Source organism: Amycolatopsis mediterranei (genome assembly GCF_026017845.1).
Taxonomy (GTDB): domain Bacteria; phylum Actinomycetota; class Actinomycetes; order Mycobacteriales; family Pseudonocardiaceae; genus Amycolatopsis; species Amycolatopsis mediterranei.
In genome coordinates this window covers 6655371-6678782 of the sequence record NZ_CP100416.1, presented here as the reverse complement: position 1 = coordinate 6678782, position 23412 = coordinate 6655371, and the positions used below count along the sequence as shown (strand labels likewise).

At 70.3% G+C, this 23412-nt stretch carries 21 protein-coding genes and 3 pseudogenes; 18 read left to right on the top strand and 6 right to left on the bottom strand.

Annotated features, from left to right (window positions below; all coding sequences use genetic code 11):
• The first annotated feature begins 131 nt into the window (after positions 1–131).
• Together ISP_RS29515 and ISP_RS29510 are read left to right on the top strand one after the other, a co-directional pair.
• Entirely contained in the window at positions 132–329 is a 198-nt protein-coding gene (locus tag ISP_RS29515) for a helix-turn-helix domain-containing protein (RefSeq protein WP_013227583.1), read from the top strand.
• 323 nt (positions 330–652) lie between these two features.
• Positions 653–1735, top strand: a pseudogene (locus tag ISP_RS29510) (glycosyl hydrolase); the annotation flags it as partial.
• Here ISP_RS29510 and ISP_RS29505 read toward each other — a convergent pair.
• Positions 1671–3410 (bottom strand): glycosyl hydrolase, encoded by a 1740-nt coding sequence (locus ISP_RS29505; RefSeq protein WP_013227582.1) that lies wholly within the window; start codon positions 3408–3410, stop codon positions 1671–1673. The pseudogene ISP_RS29510 and the gene ISP_RS29505 sit on opposite strands and share 65 nt — an antisense overlap.
• A 117-nt stretch (positions 3411–3527) precedes the next feature.
• The gene (locus ISP_RS29500) at positions 3528–5708 is read right to left on the bottom strand and encodes an alpha-L-rhamnosidase C-terminal domain-containing protein (RefSeq protein ID WP_013227581.1); all 2181 of its coding nucleotides are present in this window, start codon (positions 5706–5708) and stop codon (positions 3528–3530) included.
• On the opposite strand from ISP_RS29500, the pseudogene ISP_RS48360 reads away from it, so the two are divergent.
• A pseudogene (locus ISP_RS48360) lies at positions 5595–6119 on the top strand (LacI family DNA-binding transcriptional regulator); the annotation flags it as partial. The gene ISP_RS29500 and the pseudogene ISP_RS48360 sit on opposite strands and share 114 nt — an antisense overlap.
• Before the next feature lie 39 nt (positions 6120–6158).
• Positions 6159–7013, top strand: coding sequence for a substrate-binding domain-containing protein (locus tag ISP_RS29495; RefSeq protein WP_013227580.1), 855 nt, complete (start codon positions 6159–6161; stop codon positions 7011–7013).
• Positions 7014–7176: 163 nt separating this feature from the next.
• Here the strand turns inward: ISP_RS29495 and ISP_RS29490 are convergent, their stop codons facing one another.
• Positions 7177–8208 carry a LacI family DNA-binding transcriptional regulator gene (locus ISP_RS29490; protein ID WP_176742137.1) on the bottom strand — a complete coding sequence of 344 codons (1032 nt, stop codon included), beginning with the start codon at positions 8206–8208 and terminating at the stop codon, positions 7177–7179.
• Positions 8209–8378: 170 nt separating this feature from the next.
• On the opposite strand from ISP_RS29490, the gene ISP_RS29485 reads away from it, so the two are divergent.
• The 4 genes from ISP_RS29485 to ISP_RS29470 are packed head-to-tail and all read left to right on the top strand — an operon-like array spanning position 8379 to position 14018.
• Entirely contained in the window at positions 8379–9323 is a 945-nt protein-coding gene (locus ISP_RS29485; protein ID WP_013227578.1) for a carbohydrate ABC transporter permease, read from the top strand.
• Positions 9320–10141 carry a carbohydrate ABC transporter permease gene (locus ISP_RS29480; protein WP_013227577.1) on the top strand — a complete coding sequence of 274 codons (822 nt, stop codon included), beginning with the start codon at positions 9320–9322 and terminating at the stop codon, positions 10139–10141. The genes ISP_RS29485 and ISP_RS29480 overlap by 4 nt, the downstream gene beginning before the upstream one ends.
• Positions 10138–12765: an alpha-L-rhamnosidase gene (locus ISP_RS29475; RefSeq protein ID WP_013227576.1), complete on the top strand. Its 2628-nt coding sequence runs from the start codon at positions 10138–10140 to the stop codon at positions 12763–12765. The genes ISP_RS29480 and ISP_RS29475 overlap by 4 nt, the downstream gene beginning before the upstream one ends.
• Complete coding sequence (locus ISP_RS29470; protein ID WP_013227575.1) at positions 12762–14018, top strand: ABC transporter substrate-binding protein; 1257 nt, start codon at positions 12762–12764, stop codon at positions 14016–14018. Before ISP_RS29475 ends, ISP_RS29470 begins: the two co-directional genes overlap by 4 nt.
• 6 nt (positions 14019–14024) lie before the next feature.
• On the opposite strand, the gene ISP_RS29465 is transcribed toward ISP_RS29470, so the two are convergent.
• Together ISP_RS29465 and ISP_RS29460 are read right to left on the bottom strand one after the other, a co-directional pair.
• Positions 14025–14660, bottom strand: a complete 636-nt coding sequence (locus tag ISP_RS29465; RefSeq protein WP_014467338.1) for a flavodoxin — start codon at positions 14658–14660, stop codon at positions 14025–14027.
• On the bottom strand, positions 14660–15064 hold the full coding sequence (locus ISP_RS29460; RefSeq protein ID WP_013227573.1) for a (R)-mandelonitrile lyase: 405 nt from the start codon (positions 15062–15064) through the stop codon (positions 14660–14662). The genes ISP_RS29465 and ISP_RS29460 overlap by 1 nt, the downstream gene beginning before the upstream one ends.
• A gap of 124 nt (positions 15065–15188) precedes the next feature.
• Here ISP_RS29460 and ISP_RS29455 point away from each other — a divergent pair, with 124 nt between their 5' ends.
• The 3 genes from ISP_RS29455 to ISP_RS29445 are packed head-to-tail and all read left to right on the top strand — an operon-like array spanning position 15189 to position 17515.
• On the top strand, positions 15189–16070 hold the full coding sequence (locus tag ISP_RS29455) for a helix-turn-helix transcriptional regulator (RefSeq protein WP_013227572.1): 882 nt from the start codon (positions 15189–15191) through the stop codon (positions 16068–16070).
• 60 nt (positions 16071–16130) lie between these two features.
• Positions 16131–17012 (top strand): aldo/keto reductase, encoded by an 882-nt coding sequence (locus ISP_RS29450; protein WP_013227571.1) that lies wholly within the window; start codon positions 16131–16133, stop codon positions 17010–17012.
• Between the two features lie 56 nt (positions 17013–17068).
• Positions 17069–17515, top strand: a complete 447-nt coding sequence (locus ISP_RS29445) for a helix-turn-helix domain-containing protein (RefSeq protein ID WP_013227570.1) — start codon at positions 17069–17071, stop codon at positions 17513–17515.
• Here the strand turns inward: ISP_RS29445 and ISP_RS29440 are convergent.
• Positions 17487–18323, bottom strand: a complete 837-nt coding sequence (locus ISP_RS29440) for an oxidoreductase (RefSeq protein WP_013227569.1) — start codon at positions 18321–18323, stop codon at positions 17487–17489. The two genes, ISP_RS29445 and ISP_RS29440, sit on opposite strands and share 29 nt — an antisense overlap.
• Before the next feature lie 142 nt (positions 18324–18465).
• Between ISP_RS29440 and ISP_RS29435 the strand changes: the two genes are divergently transcribed.
• From ISP_RS29435 to ISP_RS29405, 7 genes and pseudogenes are all read left to right on the top strand, one after another.
• Positions 18466–19500: a zinc-binding dehydrogenase gene (locus ISP_RS29435; protein ID WP_014467337.1), complete on the top strand. Its 1035-nt coding sequence runs from the start codon at positions 18466–18468 to the stop codon at positions 19498–19500.
• A gap of 14 nt (positions 19501–19514) precedes the next feature.
• Positions 19515–20492 (top strand): aldo/keto reductase, encoded by a 978-nt coding sequence (locus ISP_RS29430; RefSeq protein ID WP_013227567.1) that lies wholly within the window; start codon positions 19515–19517, stop codon positions 20490–20492.
• On the top strand, positions 20489–20878 hold the full coding sequence (locus ISP_RS29425; RefSeq protein ID WP_230468427.1) for a DUF2255 family protein: 390 nt from the start codon (positions 20489–20491) through the stop codon (positions 20876–20878). The genes ISP_RS29430 and ISP_RS29425 overlap by 4 nt, the downstream gene beginning before the upstream one ends.
• Positions 20879–21082: 204 nt before the next feature.
• Positions 21083–21427 (top strand): annotated as a pseudogene (locus ISP_RS29420) ((2Fe-2S)-binding protein); the annotation flags it as partial.
• A 6-nt stretch (positions 21428–21433) separates the two neighbouring features.
• On the top strand, positions 21434–22405 hold the full coding sequence (locus ISP_RS29415) for an FAD binding domain-containing protein (protein ID WP_013227564.1): 972 nt from the start codon (positions 21434–21436) through the stop codon (positions 22403–22405).
• Positions 22402–22890, top strand: coding sequence for a hypothetical protein (locus tag ISP_RS29410; RefSeq protein ID WP_013227563.1), 489 nt, complete (start codon positions 22402–22404; stop codon positions 22888–22890). Before ISP_RS29415 ends, ISP_RS29410 begins: the two co-directional genes overlap by 4 nt.
• Positions 22891–23306: 416 nt before the next feature.
• Positions 23307–23411 (top strand): hypothetical protein, encoded by a 105-nt coding sequence (locus ISP_RS29405; protein WP_014467335.1) that lies wholly within the window; start codon positions 23307–23309, stop codon positions 23409–23411.
• The last annotated feature ends 1 nt before the right edge of the window (position 23412 follow it).

Genomic DNA, 23412 nt, shown 5'->3' with positions numbered 1-23412 from the left:
CGATGGTGCGACAGGATCCGGTTCGGGCAGCCCGCAGCGCGGTGTGGGGGAGTGATGCCGCCGATTCGGTGGCCGCCGGGCCTCGGGTGCTGGGCGCCGCCCTCGTCGAGGGGTGAGCAAGCGGTGGGCAGGTGAACGCGGTGCTCGAACGCGAAGACATCGATCTGCTCGCTCTCTTCGCGGAGGGGTTGCCGCTGGACACGATCGGGCGCCGGCTGGAGTTGTCTGATCGGACGATCCGTCGCCGGCTCCGGTCGATCTGCGATCGGGTGGGGTGTTCGACGCCCATCCAGGCGGTGGTGTGGGCCGCCCGTCGCGGGCTGGTCTGAGCCGTGGTGGCCGCGGGTTCGGGCTGCCCTCGGCGGGTGCGTCCGAATGTGGACAACCCCTTGTGCGGCAACGCAATCGGTCCTAGCGTCGAGAGCGTAAATCGATTCATTGCACAGGTGACGCCCGGAATGTCTCGCTGAAAGCTGGGCGTAGGGCGGCTTTCGTACGTGCGCGAAGTTCCTCGAGGGCATGCATCGCTTGCTGTACAGGGAAGCTCGGCCTCTTGAGGATTACCGGTCTTGTCGACCGGCGGCCGCCTGAGAGGTGAATCGTTTCAAGGCGGGGTGTGGACACACCTCCGGATCGACAACGAGGACAGTCAATGGCGACGAGTCGGCGAGGGTTTCTGCGCGGCGCGGCGGTGGCGGCGATCGGTGCGGCGGGCGCCGCGGCGGTGCCGGACACCGCGGTGGCGGCGGGCGGCACTGCGCCGGATTTGTCCGGGCTGGCACCGCTTGCAGGCCCGCGGCTCGCATCCGCGCTGGACGGTTCCGACGTGCTGGTCGGGTTCCGGACGCCGCCCGCCGACGCCCTGCCGCGCGTGTGGTGGCACTGGATGAACCAGAACATCACCACCGACGGCATCAAGGCCGACCTGGAGTGGTTCAAGCGCGCCGGGATCGGCGGGATGGTCAATTTCGACGGCGCGGGCCGCGTTCCGGTCGTGGTGCCCACCCCGTTGCCGTACATGTCCGACGGCTGGAAGGCCGCCTTCCGTTCCGCCATGCAGCTGGCCGACCAGCTCGGCCTCGAAGCCGACGTCGCGTGTTCGCCCGGCTGGTCGGAGACCGGCGGCCCGTGGGTGGCGGCCGAAGACGCGATGAAGAAGTACGTCTGGACCGAAACCTGGGTCAGCGGCGGCCAGCACGATGTCGAACTCCCGCAGCCGCCCGCCGTCGCCGGCCAGTTCGCCGACGCCGCGGCCTCGTCGTCGACGCCCACTCCGCTGCCGATGTTCTACCGTGACGCGCGGGTGTTCGCCTACCGCGTCCCCAACGGAACACGAAACCAGGCGGCACTCGCCCCGCGCGTGTACGCCGCCGCCGGCCCACTCGACGGCGCGAAGCTGGCGAACGCCTCGGTCGCCGACCCGCAGAACCTGCCCGCCCCGGGGCCTGACGGCACCTGGGTGCGCCTCGACTACGACCGCCCGGTCACCCTCACCGGCCTCACCATCGCGGCCGGCGGCGCGTTCAGTGGCTGGAACGACGTCGTCGAGTACGGGCCGTCAGCCCAGGTCTACAGCAGCGGCGACGGCCGCACGTGGGATCTCCGGACCACCGGCATCTACAGCGGCGTGCAGCGGACGCTGTTCGTGCCGCAGACCACGGCCCGCTACTTCAAGGTCGTCTTCCGCCAGAACAGCACGGCGCCGTCGACGGCCCCGATCGCGCTGTCGAGCTTGATCCTGCGCACGGTCGCGACCGTGCACGAGTTCGAGGTGAAAGCGGGCTTCGGCCAGACCGCGCCGTCCCCGTCTCCAGCACGCTGGTTCCCCGGGCGAAGTAGTTGTTGAGCGTGGCCCAGCTCGACCATTGCGGGAAGTTCTTGTCGTTCCAGCTGTCGGTGACGGTCTCGCCGAAGCGGGTCGTGCCCGGCCAGGCCGCACCGGCGGTCTGGAGGGCGAAACCGTGGATGAACGGCTGGGACACGCCCGCGGCCCACTCCTTGCCCATCAGGTCGCGGTAGTCGTCGAGGTTCATGCTGTAGGCGGGCTTGAAGATCGCCCCGAGCTCGACGCTCAGCAGGTTCCCGCCCGCCTGGTGTACGCCGGACGCGATCGTCTGCTGGAAGGCGAGGGAGTTCCGCCAGGCCGGGTCGTCGGTCGAGATGGGCAGGTTTTCCCCGGCGTCGAGGGACTCCGTCTCGGACCTCCCGCCGAAGCTCTGCAGCGAGCGGAAGCTGCGGATCGGCTCGAGGTCCTGCAGGTAGGCGGCCTGGGCCTTGTACTGCATGCCGTACTGCTTCGCCCAGTCCTGGAACACTTGCAGGTGGTTGCCGATGTACAGGTCGGTCAACGTTTCGTAGTAGTCGTGCCGGACCTTGTCCGCCGACCCGTCGGTGAGGGTGAAGTCGGGGTTCGGCTCCTTCGGCGGCACCGGGAAGTCCGACTCGCCCTGCACGAACATCAAGGGCAGAAACTTGGCCATGTCGTAGCCGCGGCGGCCGCGGAACTCGGCCGCCATCTTCGGCGTCCAGAAGATGGACGTGCCGTGCAGCTCGAGGGAATCCTCGAACAGGTCCGCGCCCGCCTTCCGCAGCTTCGGCGCGTTGTCCTTGCCGATCTGGATCTGGTCGAGGTCTTGGGCGGCCTTGCGCGAGGCATCGGCGTCGAAGGGGTTCGTGTAGTTCCCCTTGTTCTCCCGGGACCAGAAGGCGAACAGATCCCAGTTCCCGCCGTCCGGCGCACGCCAGGTGAGGTTGCCGTCCGTCACCTGCGCCGTCAGATCGGTCAGGGAAGCGGGGGCCAGGGCGGTCGACTTCGCCGGTGGCTGGCCAGGCGTCGTGACGTCGGGGCCTGCGTCGACGACCCGGGCCGCGGTGACCGCGACGAGTTTCCGGACCTGCGGAAGCTGAGCCGCGTCCATCGGCGGCGTAACGGGTCCGGAGAAGCTCTGCCCACCCGCCAGGTGAACTCGGCCGTACTGCAGCTCCTGAGAGGCGAACCCCGATCCGGCTCCGGTGCTCGGCGTCTGTACCGGCCAGGCCGCCCCCATGGTCATCGAAATCTTGATGCCGAGCTGCGCGGCCTTGTCCAGGACGTGGCCGAGAATGGCGCGTTGTTCGTCGGTGGCCCAGGCGCCGGCGGAGAACGCGATCTCGATCTCGCCGAACCCGGCGTCGGCGATCACCTGCAGTTCGCGCAGCGCCTCGGCGTCGTCGAGAGGTTTCTGCCACCACCAGCGCGTGGCCGGCTTGAAGTGGTTGTCCGGGTGCGCGAACTGCGCGGGGGAGAGGCCGCCGGCGAGGGGTTGCAGGGTGTCGATCCCGGCTGCCGTGCCGGCATCCGGCCCCGCGTTCGCCGCGGGGACCACGGTCAATGCGGCGAAGACAGCCGCCGCGGAAAGGCCGGTGGTCACGAGGGACCACCGGCTTCTGCGCGGCGTTGCGGACAAGAACATGGCACACCTCCAAGGGGTGCGTGTGGCGCGGGCCGCCGCGGCGGAGCTCGCCACGGCGGCCCGCTGAAGGAAATTTCAGCCCTGGGAAACGGTGATCTGGTACGAGCCGCCCGAGACGGTCAAGGTCGCGGAGTCGCCGGTCGACTTCGCCCGGGGCCCGGAGTCACGACCGTTGACGGTGACCACCGAGCCGCGGCCTGCCGGCACGGTGATGGTGCCCGAGGTGCCGGCGGGTGCCTGCACCGTGAGCGTGAACCGGCCGGAGCGCGAGTCGCTGGTCCACTGCGTCTTGATGGTTCCGTAGGCGGTCGGGACGGCACCGGCGGCCGAGCGCACCGTGCCGGGGTTCGGCGCGATGCTCCAGGTCTGGTAGCCGGCGCCGACCGGCTTGATCCCGAGGAGCTGCTCGGTCAGCTGGACCGACGGCGACGCGGCCCAGCCGTGCGCGAGGCTGGCCGTCGCCCGGTTGACCCCGCCGGTGCTGTTCTTGAACTCCCAGAAAGCCCCGGTGTAGAGCGGGTTCCGCGGGTCCACCACGGGACCCCAGGTGCGTCGCACGAGGTCCAGCGCTCCGGCGGTGTCGCCGGCCGCGAACCGGCCGGCCGTCTCCATGCCGTTGCCGAACGGCTCGATGGTGTGCCCGGTCGGGTCCTGCAGGCCGGGGCCCATGATGGCGCCGTACGGCGTCCACAGGGTCTTCAGCGCGGCGAGGACCTTCGCCTCTTGCCCGGCCGGGACGAAGCCGTACTGGAGCGCCAGGGCGTTGGCGTCCTCGACAAGGACGTCCGGTTTGGCGCTGCTCTGCCCGTACGCGCCCAGCGCCGGGTTCCACAGCTTGCTCATGACCGCGGTCTTGATGGCGTCGGCCTTGGTGTCGTAGCCGTCGGCCAGCGCCGCGGAGCCGACGGCGCGTTCGAGCCAGGACATCTCGCGCAGGACGATGGAGTAGTCGATGCTGTACTTGGTGACTTCCCCGGTCTGGGTCGCCTGCCAGTAGTCACGGTCGTTGGACACGACGAGGTTGTCCGCGTTGCGGAAGCTGTCGTTGTACGCGAGTTCCTTGCGCAGCGCGGGAAGCACGGCCGTGACGTAGGCCTTGTCCCCGGTGTAGCGGTAGTAGTCGATGAACGCCCGCAACCCGTAGCCCGAGTAGTTGTTCGAGTAGAAGAGTGGCGAGCCCGCGGGATTGGTGCGCTTGGCGAAGTCCGGCGAGCCGGGGAACGCGCCGTCAGCCCGCTGGGTCGCCAGCAAGGTGTCGAGCGACGACTTCACGTAGGGCGCCCCGGCGGTTCCGAGACTGGTGAGCAGGGTCGGGATCTGGACGAGCAGGTCGCCGGTCCAGATGCTCCGGTCGCGCTTGGCGCCGTCGTAGATCCGCGCGTCCGGGAGCCCGTTGAGGCCCGGCGCCTTGAGGTTCATCTGCAGGGTGTACGCGCCGGAGTACCACATCCGGTTCAGCTGGTCGTCGCTGGAGAGGAACCAGCCCTGATAGTCGGCCGTGGTCGCGCGGAACGCCTGGAAGGTCACCCCCAATGAGGAAAGGCTGACGCTGCCCGGAGTGGAAACGGTGAGCAGCGCGAACCGGAAGCCGCCGTGGAAACCGCCGGTCAGCCGGCCGGCCGCGGTGGGCTGGAAGGTGTCCGGACCGCCGACACCCGCGAGGCCGCGGGATTCGTCCGAACTCGGCGCGCCTGGCGACGTCTTGACGGCCGTGCCCGCCGGGAGATCAGCCGACAACGGGGGCGTGACGGTCGCGGTACGGGCGGTGGTGTCGAAGGCCGTGATGGTGCGCGTGACCGGGGTGCCGCCCGCGGCGGTGAACGTGATCGTGTTGCCGGTCTCGAGGTTGGCCGCGGAGGCCAGGGGGACCTGGGTCGACCCGCTGGGCACCGCGGACGGCACCGTCGTCGCGGCCGGGGTACGGATGTACTGGCGGGCTTCGGAGGTGACCAGGGTGAGGGCCGGGGCGCCGGTGACCCGGGTCGGCTCGAGGTACGGGGTGCCGCCGATCTCTTGGCCGAAGTCCAGCAGCACCGAGGCCGGCGTCCCGCCCGCCACCGTCGTGAGAGTCGTCGCGGGCCCGTGGGAGCTGGTCAGGGACTGGGGATGCTTGACGTCGCCGCGGCCTTCGGCCCGCACGGCGTGCACGTCGGACGCCGACGGCCCGAGCACGTAGGACTTGCAGGCCGCGTTGCCCAGCCCTTGCGCGGCCTGACCTGGGGTGGTGGCGAGGACGGGGGTGATGGCAGCGAGCACGCCAATGGTCGCCAGACGGCGAAACCGAGTCGCTCTCGCGCGAGTGAATCGTTTCAATTCGAGCGCCTTCCTCTCCTCGTCGAGTGGAGGTGTGCGGGGTGGCCGGGGAGGGGGCCAGGAGGAAAGCTTGGATACGCAGTACGACGCCGGGCAAGCGTTTGTCCGATACCGGACGCGCATCGCACGTCGGCCCAGGTCAGCGGGCCGGTTGCGGGTCACGCGCCTGGACTAGCATGGACTCCGGGTCCACGGCGTGCGGAGAGGAACGGTCGGCTGAACAGGGTCACGATTCGCGACGTCGCCGAGCTGGCCAGGGTTTCGCCTGCCTCGGTCTCGAACTATTTCCACAAGCCGGGGAAGCTCTCCGAACCGACGAGGGCGCGGATCCAGCAGGCCGTCGACGCCCTCGGGTTCGTCCCGAACGACGCCGCCCGCACGCTCCGCACCGGGGTGAGCCCGGTCATCGGCTACATCGCCTTCGAGCTCGCCGGGGCCACCACCCCGGAGATCGCCGCGGCGATCGAACAGCGCGTGTCGGCCGAGGGCATGTACATGCTGATGGCCAACGACACCGGATCCGAGCAGCGCGAGCGCAGCTACCTGCAGCTCTTCGCGAAGCAACTGGTCAGCGGAGTCATCATCGCCCCGGTCGGCAACGTGGAGGCGGAGCTCGCCCGGATGCGCTCGTTCGGCATCGCGAGCGTGCTCAGCGCCCGACGCGCCGAGTCGCCCGAGCAGGCGTCCGTGTCGATCGACCACGTCGCCGGCGGCAAGCTGGCGGCGGCCCACCTGATCGAGCAGGGACGCAAGCGCATCGGCTTCGTCTCCTCCTCGCTGGAGCTGAAGCAGGTGGCCGACCGGCTGAACGGTGCTCTGTCCGCGGTGCACTCGGCGCCGGGCGTCACCCTGGAAGTCATCCCCGTGCCCGAGCGCTCGGTCGAGGCAGGCATCGCCTGTGCGGACGCCATCGCGAACCGGCCGTCCGAGCAACGTCCCGACGCGTTGTTCTGCGCCAACGACCTGCTGGCCATCGGCGTCGTCCAGGCCTTCGTGTCCTCGAAGGTCGTCAGCGTGCCCGCCGACATCGCGGTGGTCGGCTACGACGACATCGCGTTCGCCCGGTCCACGATCGTCCCGCTCACCAGCATTCGCACCCCCCACGCGGAGCTGGGCACGGCGGTCGCCGACCTGCTCTTCGCCGAGATCGAGGCGCTCGGCTCGACCGGCGGCCGCCCGGACCTGCCCCGGCCCCAGGTGGAGTTCTCGCCCGAGCTGGTCGTGCGGGCCTCGACCGTCCGGCAGTGATCTTTCCCGACCGACGTAGAGCATGCGCTGAGATTAAATCGTTTTACCAGTGGGAGTGATGAGGCGCCGGCTGCGGGATCCGCTGAGCCACACACCGCTCGACATCGTGGAAGCCATCGAAAAGGCACTGGCTGCGCTGCCGACCGGCGAGCTGTGAACCGCTTCAGGGGCGCGGGGGAGCGGTGGTCCGCCGCGGAACCAGCTTCGGGGCGAGCTTGACCTGGGCCGCCGGGCGGGTGCGGTCGGCGATGCGCTGCAGCAGGAGCCGGGCGGCGTCGGTGCCGATGTGGTGCCCGGCCTGGTCGACGCTGGTCAGCGAGATCGGGCCCAGGGCAGCGAAGCTGGTGTTGTCGTACCCGGCGAGGGAGATGTCCTCGGGCACAGTCAGGCCTGCCTCGGACAACGCGGTCAGCACGCCCATGGCGACGATGTCGGCGCCGGCGAAGATGGCCGTCGGGCGCTCGGGGCGGGCGAGGATCTGCTGGGCGCCGAGGTAGCCGCCCTCCTGGGTGTAGCTGGTCGACACGATGTCGACCGCCAGCCCTCGCGCGCGCATGGCCCGGTGGTAGCCGTCCGCGCGGACCGCGTTGGGCATTTCAGCGAGGCGGGCGGGGTCGGTCTCGTGGTGCTCGATGTGGGCGATGCGGCGGTGCCCGAGATCGGCGAGGTGGTCGACGACGAGGGCGGCGCCGGCCGTGTCGTCGTCGGTCACGGTGTCGTAGTGCGCCGACCGGGAGTGGCGCCCCACCACGACGGTGGGAATGGTCGTCGCGAGGCGGTCGAGGCGCGTTCGCGACATCACCGGGGCGATGAGGACGAGCCCGTCCATGCCGCGGTCGACCATCGCGTCGGTGAGCTTGCCTTCGTCCTTCTCGTTGTCGCAGCTGGGGCCGAGCAGCACGTGGTAGTCGGTGTCGCGCAGCGTGTCGGTGAGACCGTCGAGGATGTCGGGGAAGAACGGGTTGCGGATGTCGGGCAGCATGACGCCGATGGTGTAGGTCTTCCCGCGCAGGCCCCGGGCCGCGGCGTAGGGGCGGTAGCCCAGCTCCTCGATCGCCCGGTGCACTTTCGCCCGCATGGCCGGGCTCGCGCCGTAGGCGTTGCGCAGCACCTTCGACACCGCCGTCGTCGAAACGCCTGCGTGGCGGGCGACGTCGACGATCGTCACCCGCCGTGGTGGCTCCGTTCGGTCCATCTGGGAAACGTTACCTAACGCATGCAAGCTTGCCACCAGGTGTCTTGACGTGTCGGTCACCGGCTCTTAGAGTCACCCGCACCCAATAATGGGCAACGTTACCCAAAGCTCCTCGACCAGGGCTGATCCGTCGGCCGCAACGTTGAAACGTTCAAACGAGGTGGGCGCCAATGACTGTCGCCATCAAGGACCGACGTGCGGACGCCGTCGCCCCGCCGCCGGACCGCCGGCGTGGCCGGGGGAACCGGCGCGCGACCCCGCCGTGGTGGTTCACCGTGCCGGCGTTGCTGCTGTTCGCTTTCGTCGTGCTGGTGCCCAGCGCGCGCGGGGTGTACTACGCGTTCACGGACTGGGACGGCCTGTCGCCGGACTTCTCCTGGATCGGCTTCGGCAACTTCGCGGAGATGGTCGACGATCCCGCGGCCACCCAGGCGGTCTGGCACACGCTGGTGATCGCCGTGGCCATCACGGTGATCCAGAACGGCGTCGGCCTGCTGCTGGCCCTCGGCGTCAACAGCATCATCAAGTCCCGCAACGTGCTGCGAGTGCTCCTGTTCGCACCGGCCGTGGTCACGCCGATCGTCTCCGCGTACCTGTGGCGCAACCTGCTGGGCCCGGACGGCGCGGTCAACAGCTTGCTCGGCGCCGTGGGCCTGGACTCCTGGCGGCAGGACTGGCTGGGCGACCCGGACATCGCGCTGTGGTCGGTCGTCGGCGTGATCGTGTGGCAGTTCGCCGGGTACTCGATGGTGATCTTCCTGGCCGGCCTGCAATCGATCCCGCGCGAGATCCACGAGGCCGCGGCCATCGACGGCGCCGGCGCGATCCGCCGCTTCTGGTCGGTGACGCGGCCGCTGCTCGCGCCGGTGTTCACGATCAACCTGATGCTCTCGATCATCGGCGGGATCAAGCTGTTCGACCAGGTGTACGCGCTCACCGGCGGCGGCCCGGGCCACGCGACCGACACGCTCTCGACGTTGATCTACAAGGACGCCTTCACCCTGGGCGAGTTCGGGTACAGCATCGCGCTGGCCGTGGTGCTGACGATCATCGTGTCGGTCGCCTCGACCGGGCAGTACCTCGGGCTGTCGCGAGCCGAGAAGGCCGTGTCGTGAACCGCTACCGCGGCTGGACGCTCACCCTGGAACTGGTGATGATCGCCGTCGGGCTGGTCTTCGCGTTCCCGGTGTACGTGCTGGTGAACCTCGCGATCCGGCAGCCGTCGGACACGTCGTCGCCGCTCGCGCCGACGACGTCGCCGACCTTCGACAACTTCACGCAGGCGTGGGAGCAGGGCGCGCTGGGCGGGGCGCTGGCCAACAGCGTGCTCGTCACCGTCGGCTCGGTGGTCGTCATCCTCGCCGTCTCCGCACTCGCGGCCTACCCGCTGGCCCGGGTCGCCGCGCGGTGGTCGCGGTGGACTTTCCTGCTGATCATGCTCGGCCTGGTGCTGCCGTTCCAGCTGGCGGCTTTGCCGCTGTACCAGGCGATGCGGGACCTGGGCCTGCTCGGCACGCCGTGGTCGCTGATCCTGTTCTACTCCGGGCTGCAGGTGCCGTTCACGACGTTCCTGTACGTCGGGTTCCTGCGCGCGGTCCCGCGCGACTTCGAGGACGCCGCGCTGATCGACGGCTGCACGACCCTGCAGGGCTTCCGGTACGTCGTGCTGCCGATGCTCAAGCCGGTGACCGTGACCGCGCTGGTGCTCAACGCGGTCGCGGTGTGGAACGACTTCTTCACCCCCCTGCTGTACCTCAGCGGCGGCGCTCAGCAGACCCTGCCGGTCGCCATCGCCGGGTTCGTCGGCCAGTACGTGGCCGACTGGAACCTCATCTTCGCCGCGCTGGTGATCAGCATCGTGCCGATCCTGGTCGTCTACTTCGCGCTGCAACGCAGCATCATCAATGGTTTCGCCGGAGGGCTCAAAGGATGACCGACACTCTGACGCCGTACGCATTGCGGGCGGAGCAGCGCCACGAACCCCTCGGCCTCGGCGAGCCGCGGCCGCGGCTGTCGTGGCGGCTGGCGAGTGACCGGCACGGCGCCGCGCAGAGCGCCTACCGGATCACCGCCGCCGAACGCGCGGCCGACCTCGACGAGCCGTCCCGGCTGCTGTGGGACAGCGGCCGCCGCGAAGCCGCGGACGGCGTGCTCGTGCCGTGGGACGGGCCGGTCCTGCGCTCGGCCACCCGGTACCACTGGCGCGTCGAGGTCTGGGACGAGACCGGCGCCGCGGCGGGCACGGGGGAGACCTGGTTCGAAACCGGCCTGCTGCACCGCGACGACTGGACCGCCCAGTGGATCGCCCGCGATCCCCACGCTCAACCAGTGTTCGACCCGCCGACCGACCACGACCAGCCCCTTGGTGAGCCGCCGCTGAACCTGCGCCGGGAGTTCGAGCTGACGCGGGAGCCCGTGCGCGCCCGCCTGTACGCCACCGCGCACGGCGTCTACGAAGCGTCGCTGAACGGTGTCCGTGTGGGCGACGTCGAGCTGGCACCGGGGTGGACGGAGTACCACCACCGTCTCCAGTACCAGACTTACGACGTCACCTCGTTGCTGAGCAACGGAACCAACGACCTCGGCGCGGTCGTCGCCGACGGCTGGTGGTCCGGTTTCGTCGGGTTCGACGAGCGCCGGCCCGCCCGGCACTACGGCGACCATCCCGGGTTCCTCGCCCAGCTCGTGGTCGACTTCGCCGACGGCTCGAGGCAGGTGGTGGCCACCGATGCCGTCTGGACCGAGCGGCCGGGTGCGGTCCGGTTCGCGGACCTGCTGCTGGGCGAGCACGTCGACGCGTCGCCCGCGGCGGGACCGTGGCAACCGGTGGCCGTGCTCGACGGCGACCTGGGCCCCCTGGTCGCGGAGCCCGATCCGCCGATCCGCGTCACGACCGAAGTGCCGCCGATTTCGATGACCGAACGGGAACCGGGACGGTTCATCGTCGACTTCGGACAGAACCTCGTCGGCCGAGTCCGGCTGACCGTCCGCGACGCCCCGGCCGGCCAGCGGGTCGTCCTGCGGCACGCCGAGATCCTCGACGACGGCGAGCTGTACCTGGCCAACCTGCGGCGCGCCGCGGCCACCGACAGTTACGTGTGTGGCGGTGAGCCGGTCGAAGTGTTCGAGCCGCGGTTCACCGTGCACGGCTTCCGGTACCTGGAAGTCACCGGGTACGCCCTCTCGGCGGACGACGTGGTGGCCCGCGTGCTGCACAACGACACCCCGTGGACGGGGTCGTTCGAGTGCTCCGACCCGATGGTCAACCAGTTGCAGGCCAACATCTCCTGGGGTCAGCGAGGCAACTTCGTCGCAGTGCCCACCGACTGCCCGCAGCGCGACGAACGCCTCGGCTGGCTCGGCGACGCCCAGATCTTCGCCCCGACCGCCAGCCGCAACGCCGACGTCTCGGCGTTCTTCGCCCGGTGGCTGGCCGACGTCGTCGACGGCCAGGACGCCGACGGCGCGTTCGGCGACGTTGCCCCGCGCATCGCGATGCCCCGCGAGGCCGCACCGGCCTGGGGCGACGCCGGAGTGATCGTCCCGTGGCACCTCTGGCGCACCTACGGCGACCGCCGCGTGCTGGAGCGGTGTTTCGACGCGATGGTCGCCTGGGTCGCGCACATCCGCCGGCACAACCCCGACCTGCGCTGGCGGAACCGGACCGGCAACTCCTACGGCGACTGGCTGCAGATCGACGTCACCACGCCGCGGGATGTGCTCTCGACGGCGTACTTCGCCCGCAGCGCGCAGCTCGTGGCCGAGGCCGCCGAAGTGCTGGGCCGGCCCGACGTCGCGGCGGAACATCGGGACCTGCACGCGTCGATCCGGGCCGCGTTCATCGAGTCCTATGTGGACGATGACGGCACGGTCGAAGGTGGCACCCAGACCGCGTACCTGCTGGCCCTGGCGTTCGGCCTGGTCCCGGACGACCTGGTCCCGGCCGCGGTCGACCACCTCGCGGCGGACGTCGAGAAGCGGGGCAACCGCCTGACGACGGGGTTCGTCGGCGTCGCCCTGCTCTGCCCGGTGCTGGCCGACCACGGTCGCGGCGACCTGGCGTACGCGTTGCTGCAGCAGGAGGAGTTCCCGTCGTGGGGCTACTCGATCCGGCACGGCGCCACGACGATCTGGGAACGCTGGGACGGCTGGACCGAGCACGACGGGTTCCAGTCCGCCGCGATGAACTCGTTCAACCACTACAGCCTCGGCAGCGTCGGCGACTGGCTCTACGGCCGGGTCGCCGGCATCGACCAGACACCCGCCTCCGTTGCCTACCAAGAACTCCTGCTGCGCCCGCTGGCCGGCGGCACACTGACCTGGGCACGAGCCGAGCAGGAAACCGCACGCGGCCGGGCCGCCTGCGGCTGGTCCCTGGACGGCGACCGGATCACAGTCACCGCCGACGTCCCGCCGGGGGCCACCGCCGTCCTGGAAGTTCCCACGACCGACCCGGCCAGCATCGCGAGCGAGCACGGGATCCGGACCGGCACCACCCTCCGGCTGACCTCCGGCCACCACGTCGTCACCGCTTCCTTCACGAAGGAGTCGCTATGAAGATCCGCCACGTCTTATTGGCCGTGACGACCGGCGCCGCGCTGGTCGCCTGCAGCGGAGGCACCAACGCCGCCAGCCCCGGCACCGGCGACCAGACGCTCTCGCTGGCGTCGGTCGACCAGGGCTCCATCGAAGACGTCGTGAAGGCGTTCGAGGCGGCCAACCCCGGAGTGAAGGTCAACTTCACGACCAGCGGCGCCGACCAGTTCCAGCAGCAGATCCGCACCCAGCTCGCGTCCGGCACCGCGCCGGACGTCATGTCGGTGTGGCCGGGCAACGGCAACCCGGGCACCGTCACGGTCCTGGCCAAGGGCGGCTACCTGCGCGACCTGTCGGACCAGCCCTGGGCTGGCAAGTTCCCGAAGGTGGTCAGCGACGTCGCGCAGTACCAGGGCAAGACGTACAACGCCATCTACGGGATCAACGGTATCGGCGCCGTCTACAACCAGGAGGCGATGAGCAAAGCTGGCCTCACCGCGCCGACGACGTGGACCGAACTGCTCGCCTTCTGCCGCGCAGCCAAGGAGAAGGGCACGCCCGCGTTCGCGCTCGGCATCCAAGACAACTGGGTCACCCAGGTCGCCCTCTACCCGCTGGCCGCCACCCTGGTGTACGGCCCGGACCGCGACTTCGAGAAGAAGATGGCGGCCGGCCAGACGAGCTTCGCGAATTCGCCGTGGGCGGCGGCCTTCGCGAAGTACGGCGAGATGGAGCAGACCGGCTGCTTCCAGGAAAACCCGCTCGGCACCAGCTACGAAGCCAGCCAGAAGCTGGCCGCGACCGGCAAGACACTGGGCATCATCCAGGGCAACTGGGTGATCTCGCTGCTCAAGAAGCAGAATCCGAGCGGCACGTTCACCCTCAAGCCCGTCCCCGCGACCGACGACCCGAGCCAGACCATCGTGCCCGCCGCGGCCGGCGCGGGCTACGGCGTCAACGCCAAGGCGAAAAACCCGGAGCTGGCGATGAAGTTCATCAACTTCGTGATGTCCCCGCAGGGCATGAACCTGTTCGCGGGCAAGCAGGGCGGCCTGCCGTCCCTTTCGGACACCGGCTACCAGCTCGACCCGTCGCTCACCGAGCTGTCGACGTACATCACCCAGAACAAGACGGTGCCGTTCATGGACCAGCTGTGGCCCAACCCGAAGGTGCAGCAGACGATGCTCACCGGTATCCAGGAGGTCTTCAGCAAGCAGTCCACCCCGGACAAGGTCCTGGCGGCGATGGACGCCGACTACAAGTCCGGCGCCTGAACGCGGTCACCGCAGGCCGACGCGCTGGAGCCAGGCCGTCACGTCGGCTCCAGCTTGGCCGACCTCTTCGCCACGCACGGCGAGTCCTTCGCCGATGGTCGCGCCCCGGCAGGCCTGCCGGTAGTCGTCGGGGGCCCGGCCCAGGCCGCTCACGGCGTAGGTGGTGACCGGTAGGACCGTCTTGCCGGTGAAGTCGAAGCGCTCGGCGAAGGTCCGCATGATCATCGGCGGGCGGACGTTCCAGAGGCCGCTGGCCAGCAGCACGACGCCGTAGCCGACGATGTCCGGGAGCGGGTTGGCGATGGCCGGCCGGGCATCGGCGTTCTGCTCGCGGACGTTGCGCGCCACCGTGTCGTCATAGCTGTCGGAGTAGGGCGCGGCGGCTTCGACGCGGTGGACGTCGCAGGCGATGCTGCCGCTGATCATGCGAGCCAGCAGCTCGGTGTTGCCGACGTCGAGGTTCTTCCGTCCGCCGTAGTAGTAGTTCTCGCCGGCGCGGGAGAAGTAGGCGAGCAGAACCCGCCTCCCGGCCTGCGGGGACGGTGGGGTGGTCGGTCGCGGGTCGTCGGTGCCACAGGCCATCAGCGAAGCAACTCCCAGTGCGGTCGCCGCGCCGCCGCGGAGGAACCGGCGGCGGCCCATCACGGCAGGCGGTATTCGGCGCCGGTCACGTGCTCGCCCCAGGTCGACTCGGGCGTGTCGTCGCCGGGAGCCGGGGCCTCCCACAGGGCGAGGTGCGTCATGAAGTTCTCGGGCGCCGCGCCGTGCCAGTGCCATTCACCCGGTGGGGTGCAAATCACGTCACCCGGGCGCATGACGACGATGTCGCCGCCGCGGGCCTGCACGAGGCCGATGCCCTCGGTCACGTGGAGGGTCTGGCCCACGGCGTGGCTGTGCCAGGCAGTGCGCGCCCCTGGGGCGAAGCGCACGACGTTGGCGCGCATGCGCGAGGGCTCTTCACCCTGGTAGACGACGTCGAAGTAGACGTCACCGGTGAACATCTCGGCCGGTCCCTTGGTCGAGGGCGTCTTCGGCAGCTTTTCCACGGCTCTCCCTTCGCTGGTACTCGGGTGCCCAGTCAACGGCGTCCGCGCGGGCGCGGGGAGTGTGTGCCGTTCCGGGTAACACCAGTGCCTCCTTCAGCGGTGGCGGGCCGCTTACCCTGGGGGTATGGACCGGACCGACCACCGCGCCGAGGTCCGCGAGTTCCTCAGCTCGCGGCGGGCGCGCATCACCCCCGACCAGGCCGGGCTGCCCGCCTACGGCGGCAATCGCCGGGTCAAGGGACTGCGTCGCGAAGAGGTCGCGATGCTCGCCGGCGTCTCCATCGACTACTACGTCCGCATGGAACGCGGGAACCTCGCCGGGGCCTCCGAGAGCGTGCTGGACGCCCTGGCCCAAGCGCTGCAACTGGACGAGGCGGAACGGGACCACTTGTTCTCGCTCGCCCGCACCGCGGGGCCGGGCTCCTCCCGGCGCCGAACGCCGCCGGCCAGCGTGCGCGCCACCACCCAGTATGTGCTGGACGCCATCACCGACGCGCCTGCGTGGGTGCGCAACGGGCGGCACGACATCGTGGCGATGAACGGGCTCGCCCGCGCCCTGTACGCGCCGTTGCTGGCGGATCCTCGCCGGCCGGTGAACACGGCCAGGTTCGTGTACCTCGACCCGTCGGCGCACGAGTTCTTCGTCGACTGGGAACGGGTCGCCAACGACTCCGCGGCGATGTTGCGGCTGGAGGCGGGCCGCACGCCGCACGACCCGGCGCTGATCAAGCTCGTCGGCGAGCTGTCGACCCAGAGTGAGGTGTTCCGCAAGCGCTGGGCGTCTCACGACGTGCAGTTCCACCGCAGTGGCCGCAAGCGGCTGCGGCACCCGGTCGTGGGGGAGCTCGACCTGAGCTACGAGTCGATGGAGCTCCCGTCCGAGCCGGGTCTGGTGCTCAACGTCTACACCGCGGCTCCCGACACCCCGACCGCCGACGCGCTCAAGCTGCTCGCCAGCTGGGCCGCCACGCAGGACCTGACGAGCGAAGCCGCCGACCGCACCTGATCGGCTGAGGGGCAACGCCAGCGCCTCCCACCCCCGGCCGCTCGCGCTTAGCGTGGAGGCATGAGCACGAATCTGACGTTGAACAACGGGGTCGAGATGCCCGCCCTGGGCTTCGGTGTCTTCCAGACCCCGCCGGACGAAACCACCGCGGCGGTCGCGGCCGCGCTGAAAACCGGCTACCGCCACATCGACACCGCGGCCGCGTACATGAACGAGCGCGGCGTCGGTGAAGGCATCCGGCGCTCCGGGGTCGACCGGTCCGACATCTTCATCGAGACGAAGGTGTGGATCAGTGACTACGGCTACGACGCCACCCTGCACGCGTTCGACAAGAGCGCGGGCAAGCTCGGTATCGAGCAGATCGACCTGCTGATCCTGCACCAGGCGCTGCCGTCGCGGTTCGACCTGACCGTCGACGCGTACCGCGCGCTGGAGAAGCTCCTGGAAGACGGGCGCGTGCGTGCGATCGGGGTCAGCAACTTCATGCGCGACCACCTCGAAAGCCTGTTCAAGGAGACTTCGGTGGTGCCGGCGGTCAACCAGATCGAGGTGCACCCGTACTTCCGGCAGCCCGACGTCCTCGCGGCGAACGCGGAGCACGGCATCATCTCGCAGGCGTGGTCCCCGATCGGGGGAATCACGTTCTACCGCGACGGCCAGCACAGCAGCACCCTCGAAAACGAGACGATCGTGCGCATCGCCGAAGCCCACGGCAAGTCGCCGGCGCAGGTCATGTTGCGCTGGGGCCTGCAGCAGGGCCGGTCGGTCATCCCGAAGTCGACCAAGCCCGCGCGGATCGCCGAGAACTTCGCCGTGTTCGACTTCGAGCTCACCGATGGGGAACTGTCGGCCATCGACGCGCTCGACACCGGTGTGCGCGGCGGCCCGCAGCCCGAAGACATCACCCTGGAAGCCTTCGGCCGGGAGATCCCCGAAGCCTGACGCACCGGGGCGCCGATCCCGCGGGACCGGCGCCCCGAGCTGGCACACTGGTCCGCATGGCAGGTCGGCAGGACGGCACCGAGCTGGGCAACTTCCTCCGCGCCCGGCGCGCGCAGGTGAAGCCGGAGCAGGCCGGGATACCCGCCGGGCCGGGGTGCCGGCGCACGCCGGGCCTGCGCCGGGAAGAGCTGGCGTCGCTGGCCGGGATGAGCGTCGACTACTACACGCGGCTGGAGCGGGGCAGGGAACACCGTCCGAGCCCCGGGGTGATCGATGCGCTCGCGACCGCACTGCGCCTCGACGAGACCGAGCACGCGCACCTGTTCGATCTGGCGGCTCAGGCCGCCCACATGACGCCGCCGCACCGTCCGGTGCCGGGCACGCAGAACGTCTCGCCGGGCACGGAGCTGCTGCTCGAACACCTCCGCCCGCGGGACCACGACGCGATGGTTCTGCTCGACAGCCGTGCCGAGCTCAGCTCGGGAAGTCGGTCGTCACGCTGAGGTCGGCCCAGTCGTTCACCTCGGCGAGCTGGCCTTCGAGCTCCGCGCGCACGGTCTTGACGGCGTCGCTGCCCAGGAGGAGCCGGAACGGAGGTTTGTCCGATTCCACCGCGGTGACGATCGCCTCGGCTCCCCGTGCCGGGTCGCCCGGCTGGTGGCCGTGCGAGCTGTCGTTCTCCTTGCGGCGGCGCCCGGCGGTCTCGGCGTAGTCGGCGATGGCTTGACCCGCCTGCTGCAGCGACCGGCCGGCGAAGCCGGTCCGGAAGGCGCCCGGGTCCACCACGATGACCTTGATCCCCAACGGGGTGACTTCCTTGCGCAGGGCGTCGGACATCCCCTCCAGGGCGAACTTGGTCGCCGAGTAGTACCCGGACCCCGGCGCGGCCAGCCGGCCCGCGATCGAAGACACGTTCACCACCGCACCCGCGCGCCGGGCACGCATGCCCGGCAGGACCGCTTTGATCAGGGCGACCGGTCCGAAGAAGTTGGTCGCGAACAGCTCCGCGACCTCGTCCTCCTCGCCTTCCTCGACGGCGGCGCGGTACCCGTGTCCGGCATTGTTGACGAGCACGTCCACCTGGCCGAAGCGGTCCTCTGCCGCCTGGACGGCTTCGGCGACCCGGGCCGGCTCGGTGACGTCCAAGGCGAGCGCGAGACCGGTCTCGGGGTACGGCGCCACGAGGTCGGCGATCGACTCCGGTTTCCGGGCCGTGACGACCGCCTTCCAGCCGCGGGCGAGCACTGCCTGGGTCAGCGCCCGGCCGAGGCCACTCGAACATCCGGTGATCAGCCACGTGGGCGACTTCACTCCACTGTCCACAACGGCCACGGTAGAGGTGGCCGCCCGATCGTGGGGGGCACTGTCATTACCCCGAACGCCCGTCCCTCCCGCGCCCGCGGCGGAGCGGGTTTCGTGGGAGGTGACCGAGACCGACGACAGGAAGATGCCGATGCGAGCGACTGTGATGTACGGGGCCGGCGACGTGCGCGTGGAGCACGTGCCCGACCCGAAGATCGACCGACCGAGTGACGCCGTGGTGCGCGTGCTGCGTTCGTGTATCTGCGGCAGCGACCTGTGGCCTTACGGGGCGATGCCCGCCTCCGAGCACGGCCGGCGGATGGGACACGAGTTCCTCGGCGTGGTCGAGGAAACCGGCGCCGAAGTAACCGGGTTCAGGACCGGTGACGTCGTGGTGGCGCCGTTCGTCTGGGCGGACAACACCTGTGACTTCTGCCGGGCCGGGCTGCAGCCCTCGTGCCGCCACGGCGGCCAGTGGGGCCTCAACGGGGTGGACGGCGGACAGGGCGAGGCCGTGCGAGTGCCCTTCGCCGATGGCACCCTCGTCAAGCTGCCGGTAGGCGAGGACTCCGCGCTGTTCCCGTCGCTGCTGACGCTGTCGGACGTGTTCTGCACCGGGCACCACGGCGTCGTCACCGGCGGGGTGAAGCCGGGTTCGTCGGTGACCGTGATCGGCGACGGCGCGGTCGGGCTGTCCGCGGTGCTGGCCGCGCGGCGGCTCGGGGCCGAGCAGATCATCCTGATGGGCCGCCACACCGACCGCACGGACCTCGGGCGCGAGTTCGGCGCCACCGACGTCGTCGCCGAGCGGGGTGAAGAAGGCGTCACCAAGGTCCGCGAGCTGACCGGCGGCGACGGGACCCAGACGGTCGTCGAGTGCGTCGGCACGGAGCAGTCGATGCACACCGCGCTGGGTGTGGTCCGCGACGGCGGTGCGGTGAGCCGGCTCGGCGTCGCGCAGTACACCGAAATCCCGTTCGGGATGGACACCATCCTGCGCAACATCACCGTCACCGGTGGGGTGGCGCCGGCCCGCGCGTACATCGAGGAGCTGCTGCCCGACGTGCTCGAGGGCAAGTTCGAGCCGGGTCGCGTGTTCGACCGCACGATCGGCCTCGACGAGGTGCCGGACGGCTACCGCGCGATGGCAGACCGCGAAGCGCTCAAAGTCCTCGTCCAGCCGTGAAGGGAGGTACCACGATGAAGCACGTCAAGCTGCGTGACCTCGACGTCGCGCGCATCGGGCTCGGCGCCATGGGCATGTCCTTCGGCTACACCGGGGCCGGCACCGACGATGCCGGGTCGATCCGCACCATCCACCGCGCGCTCGACCTCGGTGTCACGCTCATCGACACCGCCGAGGTCTACGGCCCGTACGCCAACGAAGAGCTGGTCGGCCAGGCTCTGCAGGGCCATCGTGACGAGGTCGTGCTGGCGACGAAGTTCGGGTTGATCTCCCACACCGGCCGCGAGCCCGGCACACCCGACAGCAGTCCCGCGAACATCCGGGCCGCGGTCGACGGGTCGCTGCGCCGGCTGGGCACGGACCACATCGACCTGTACTACCAGCACCGCGTCGACCCGGCGACACCGATCGAGGACACCGTCGGCGCCCTCGCCGAACTGGTGGCCGAGGGCAAGATCCGCCACATCGGCCTGTCCGAGGCCGGGGTCGACACGATCCGGCGGGCCCACGCCGTGCACCCGATCACCGCGCTGCAGTCGGAGTACTCGCTGTGGACCCGGGATCCCGAGCCGGAGATCCTGCCGCTGCTGCGGGAGCTGAACATCGGGTTCGTCCCGTATTCCCCGCTGGGGCACGGGTTCCTCACCGGCCGGATCCGGTCCACAGAGGACTTCGACGACGGCGACCGGCGCAAGACCAACCCGCGGTTCACCGGCGAGAACTTCCAGCGCAACCTGCGTCTCGCCGACGAGGTGGAAGCCGTCGCCACCGAAGCCGGGGCGACTCCCGCCCAGGTCGCGCTGGCCTGGTTGCTGTCCCGGGGTGACGACATCGCCCCGATCCCGGGCACCAAGCGCGTCTCCCGGCTGGAGGAGAACACCGCGGCCGACGGCCTCGAGCTGACCGCCGGACAGCTCGCCAAGCTGGACGCGCTCACGCCCGCATCGGGCGACCACCACGAAGAGGCGCAGATGCGCATGCTCGATCGATGAGGGAAATCATGACCACCTTCGACCTCACCGCGCTCGACCGTCCGGACGAGGTCGAGATCACCTCGCTGCGGGAAGACGGCACCGCCCGGTCCTACCGCGTCATCTGGGGTGTCCGCCTCGACGACGACTTCTACGTCCGTTCCGTCCGGGGACCGTCGGCCGCGTGGTTCCGCGGCACCCGGACCCGCCACGAAGGCCGCATCCGCGCCGGCGGCGCTGAATACGACGTGTCCTTTGTGGATATCGACGACGAGGAGGTGAACGACCGCATCGACGCGGCCTACCGCGCCAAGTACCGGCGCTACTCGAGCCCGGTGCGGTCCATCACCAGCCCGGCCGCACGGTCCGCGACCCTCAAGGTCGTGCCGCGGCCCAGCTCTTCATAGTCGCAGCGTCGCCGCGGAGGTGCCAGGCCCTGGTGTGCCCCGGCACAGCAGGTCCTGCCACCGAGGCTGATCACGCTGCCAACCTGGGTGAATCGTCCGATTTCCGCCGGAGCCGTCGCCGAACCGAGAGAGCAGGTATGTCCGCCGAACTCCTCGAGTCTCCAGCCGAGCTTTCCCGGCGCACGTTCATGGCGGCGACCGCCTTGCGACGCCGGTGCCTGCGGGGCGTGCACGGTCCTGGTCGGCGGGCAGCGCGTCAACGCCTGCCTCACCCTGGCGGTGCGGCTGGAGGGCGCCGAGGTCACGACCATCGAGGGATTGTCCGCCGGGGAGAAGCTGCACCCGCTGCAACAGGCGTTCATCGACCAGGACGCCTTCCAGTGCGGCTACTGCACTCCCGGCCAGATCATGTCCGGCGTCGGCTGCCTTCGCGAGGGCCACACCGGCTCGCCGGAGGAGATCCGGGAGTGGATGAGCGGCAACATCTGCCGCTGCGGGTGCTACGTCAAGATCGTGCGCGCGGTCGAGCAGACCGCCGGCCGGAAGTGAGGGGCGATGCACCCGTTTTCCTTCACGAAGGCCGCGAACACCCGTGACGCGCTCGACGCCGGGCAGCGCGGTGGTCGCTACATCGCCGGAGGCACGACGCTCGTCGACCTGATGCGCGAGACCGTCGAACGGCCCGACGCCCTCGTCGACATCACCGCCTTGCCGCTGCGCGAGATCACCGTCACCAAGACCGGCGGGCTGCGGCTCGGCGCGCTGGTGAGCATGTCCCAGGCGGCCGCCCACCCCGCGGTCCACCCGGTCATTTCGCAGGCCCTGGAGCTGAGTGCGTCCGCCCAGCTGCGGAACATGGCGACCCTCGGCGGGAACATCATGCAACGCACGCGCTGCACGTACTTCCGCGACGTGACCGCCGCCTGCAACAAGCGCTCGCCGGGTTCGGGCTGTGCCGCGCTGGGGGGCTACAACCGCGCTCACGCGATCCTCGGCGGCTCCGAGCAGTGCGTGGCCACCCATCCCTCCGACCTCGCCGTGGCGTGCACGGCGCTGGAGGTCACCGTGCACCTGCTGGGGCCGACCGGGTCGCGCACCCTGCCGTTCACCGACTTCCTGCTGCGGCCCGGAACCACCCCGGACCGCGAACAGGCCCTCCGGCCGGGTGAGCTGATCACGGCCGTGGAGGTGCCGGCGTACCCACGGACGCTGAAATCCGGGTACCTGAAAGTCCGCGACCGGCAGTCCTACGAATTCGCCCTGACGTCCGCCGCCGTCGCCCTGAACGTGCGTGGCGGCGTGGTCCGCGAGGCGAAGGTCGCCGCCGGAGGAGTGGGCACCGTGCCGTGGAAACTGTCCATTGTAGAGCATTTTCTGCTCGGCAAGCAGCCGTCCGAGCAGCTGTGGTCCGACGCCGCCGCGCGGGCGGCGGACGGCGCCCAGCCGTTGGCGCACAACGGCTTCAAGGTCGAACTGCTGAAACGCACCGTCGAACGCCAGCTGCGCGGCGTGGGAGGAGCCGCATGAGCCCGCAGCCCCAGACCGCCGTCGGCGCGCCGCTGTCGCGAGTGGACGGACGGCTGAAGGTGACCGGACGCGCGGACTACGCCGCCGACCACACGCCCGAAGGGGTCGTGTACGCGGTCGTCGTCGGCAGCAGCGTCGGACTCGGTCGCATCACCGGCGTCGACACCGCGGTCGCGCTGGCCGCGATCGCGGACCTGTCCGAGCGGGTCGGCAACTACATCGATCTGGTCATCGAAGGCCTGATCGACATCTACGAGACCGAGCGTCGCCGGTGGAACAGCCGCACCGGCGCCGCCCGCGCGGCCCAGATCCGGCTCGTGCTCGAGTCCGAAGGTCTCGGCGAGGACGCCGCCGAGTCGCTGCTCGGCTGGTCGCTGGGCGGGTGGCACCAGGCGGCCGTGGTGTGGCTGCCCCCGGACATCCGGCCGCGCTGCAGGCCGGCGCGCGCCTGCTGGCCGAGGTTTCCGGCCGCGGAACACCGCTGACCATGCTCGACGACGACCGGACGCTGTGGGCGTGGCTCACCCACCACAGCCGCTTCGAGATCGATCGCGATCAGCTTCGGACACAGGTCGAGGGCCCGCTGCGGATCGCCCTGGGCGGCCCCCGCCCCCGGGCCGGCCGGTTTCCGCGGCACGCTACGCGAGGCCCAGCGGGCCCGCGCGATCGCCGAAACGGGCGGCGTCCACGTCGGGACCGTCGTGTTGTTCGATGCCGTCGCGGTTGCCGCGCTGCTCACCCGGGACAAGGAGGACCTCCGGCGCTGGGTGGACCGGATCCTGCCCGGGCTCATCGGCGACGAGACCGCGACCAGGCAGCTGTGTGACACCCTGCACGTGTTCCTCGAGCTCGGGGCAGCTACACGCAGGCCGCGGCGCGGCCGCACCTGCACAAGAACACCGTGCACTACCGCGTCCGCAAGGCCGAGGACCTGCTCGGTGGTTCAATCGCCGACAACCGGTTGGCGGTCGAGGTCGCGCTGCTCGCCGCCGAGCTGCTGCTGTAGG

Coding starts and splice junctions, on each gene's coding strand:
- ISP_RS29490 (WP_176742137.1), bottom strand. CDS start 8,208: ATGGACCGAACGGAGCCACCACGGCGGGTGACGATCGTCGACGTCGCC.
- ISP_RS29485 (WP_013227578.1), top strand. CDS start 8,379: ATGACTGTCGCCATCAAGGACCGACGTGCGGACGCCGTCGCCCCGCCG.
- ISP_RS29475 (WP_013227576.1), top strand. CDS start 10,138: ATGACCGACACTCTGACGCCGTACGCATTGCGGGCGGAGCAGCGCCAC.
- ISP_RS29470 (WP_013227575.1), top strand. CDS start 12,762: ATGAAGATCCGCCACGTCTTATTGGCCGTGACGACCGGCGCCGCGCTG.
- ISP_RS29465 (WP_014467338.1), bottom strand. CDS start 14,660: ATGGGCCGCCGCCGGTTCCTCCGCGGCGGCGCGGCGACCGCACTGGGA.
- ISP_RS29455 (WP_013227572.1), top strand. CDS start 15,189: ATGGACCGGACCGACCACCGCGCCGAGGTCCGCGAGTTCCTCAGCTCG.
- ISP_RS29450 (WP_013227571.1), top strand. CDS start 16,131: ATGAGCACGAATCTGACGTTGAACAACGGGGTCGAGATGCCCGCCCTG.
- ISP_RS29445 (WP_013227570.1), top strand. CDS start 17,069: ATGGCAGGTCGGCAGGACGGCACCGAGCTGGGCAACTTCCTCCGCGCC.
- ISP_RS29435 (WP_014467337.1), top strand. CDS start 18,466: ATGCGAGCGACTGTGATGTACGGGGCCGGCGACGTGCGCGTGGAGCAC.
- ISP_RS29430 (WP_013227567.1), top strand. CDS start 19,515: ATGAAGCACGTCAAGCTGCGTGACCTCGACGTCGCGCGCATCGGGCTC.
- ISP_RS29425 (WP_230468427.1), top strand. CDS start 20,489: ATGAGGGAAATCATGACCACCTTCGACCTCACCGCGCTCGACCGTCCG.
- ISP_RS29415 (WP_013227564.1), top strand. CDS start 21,434: ATGCACCCGTTTTCCTTCACGAAGGCCGCGAACACCCGTGACGCGCTC.
- ISP_RS29410 (WP_013227563.1), top strand. CDS start 22,402: ATGAGCCCGCAGCCCCAGACCGCCGTCGGCGCGCCGCTGTCGCGAGTG.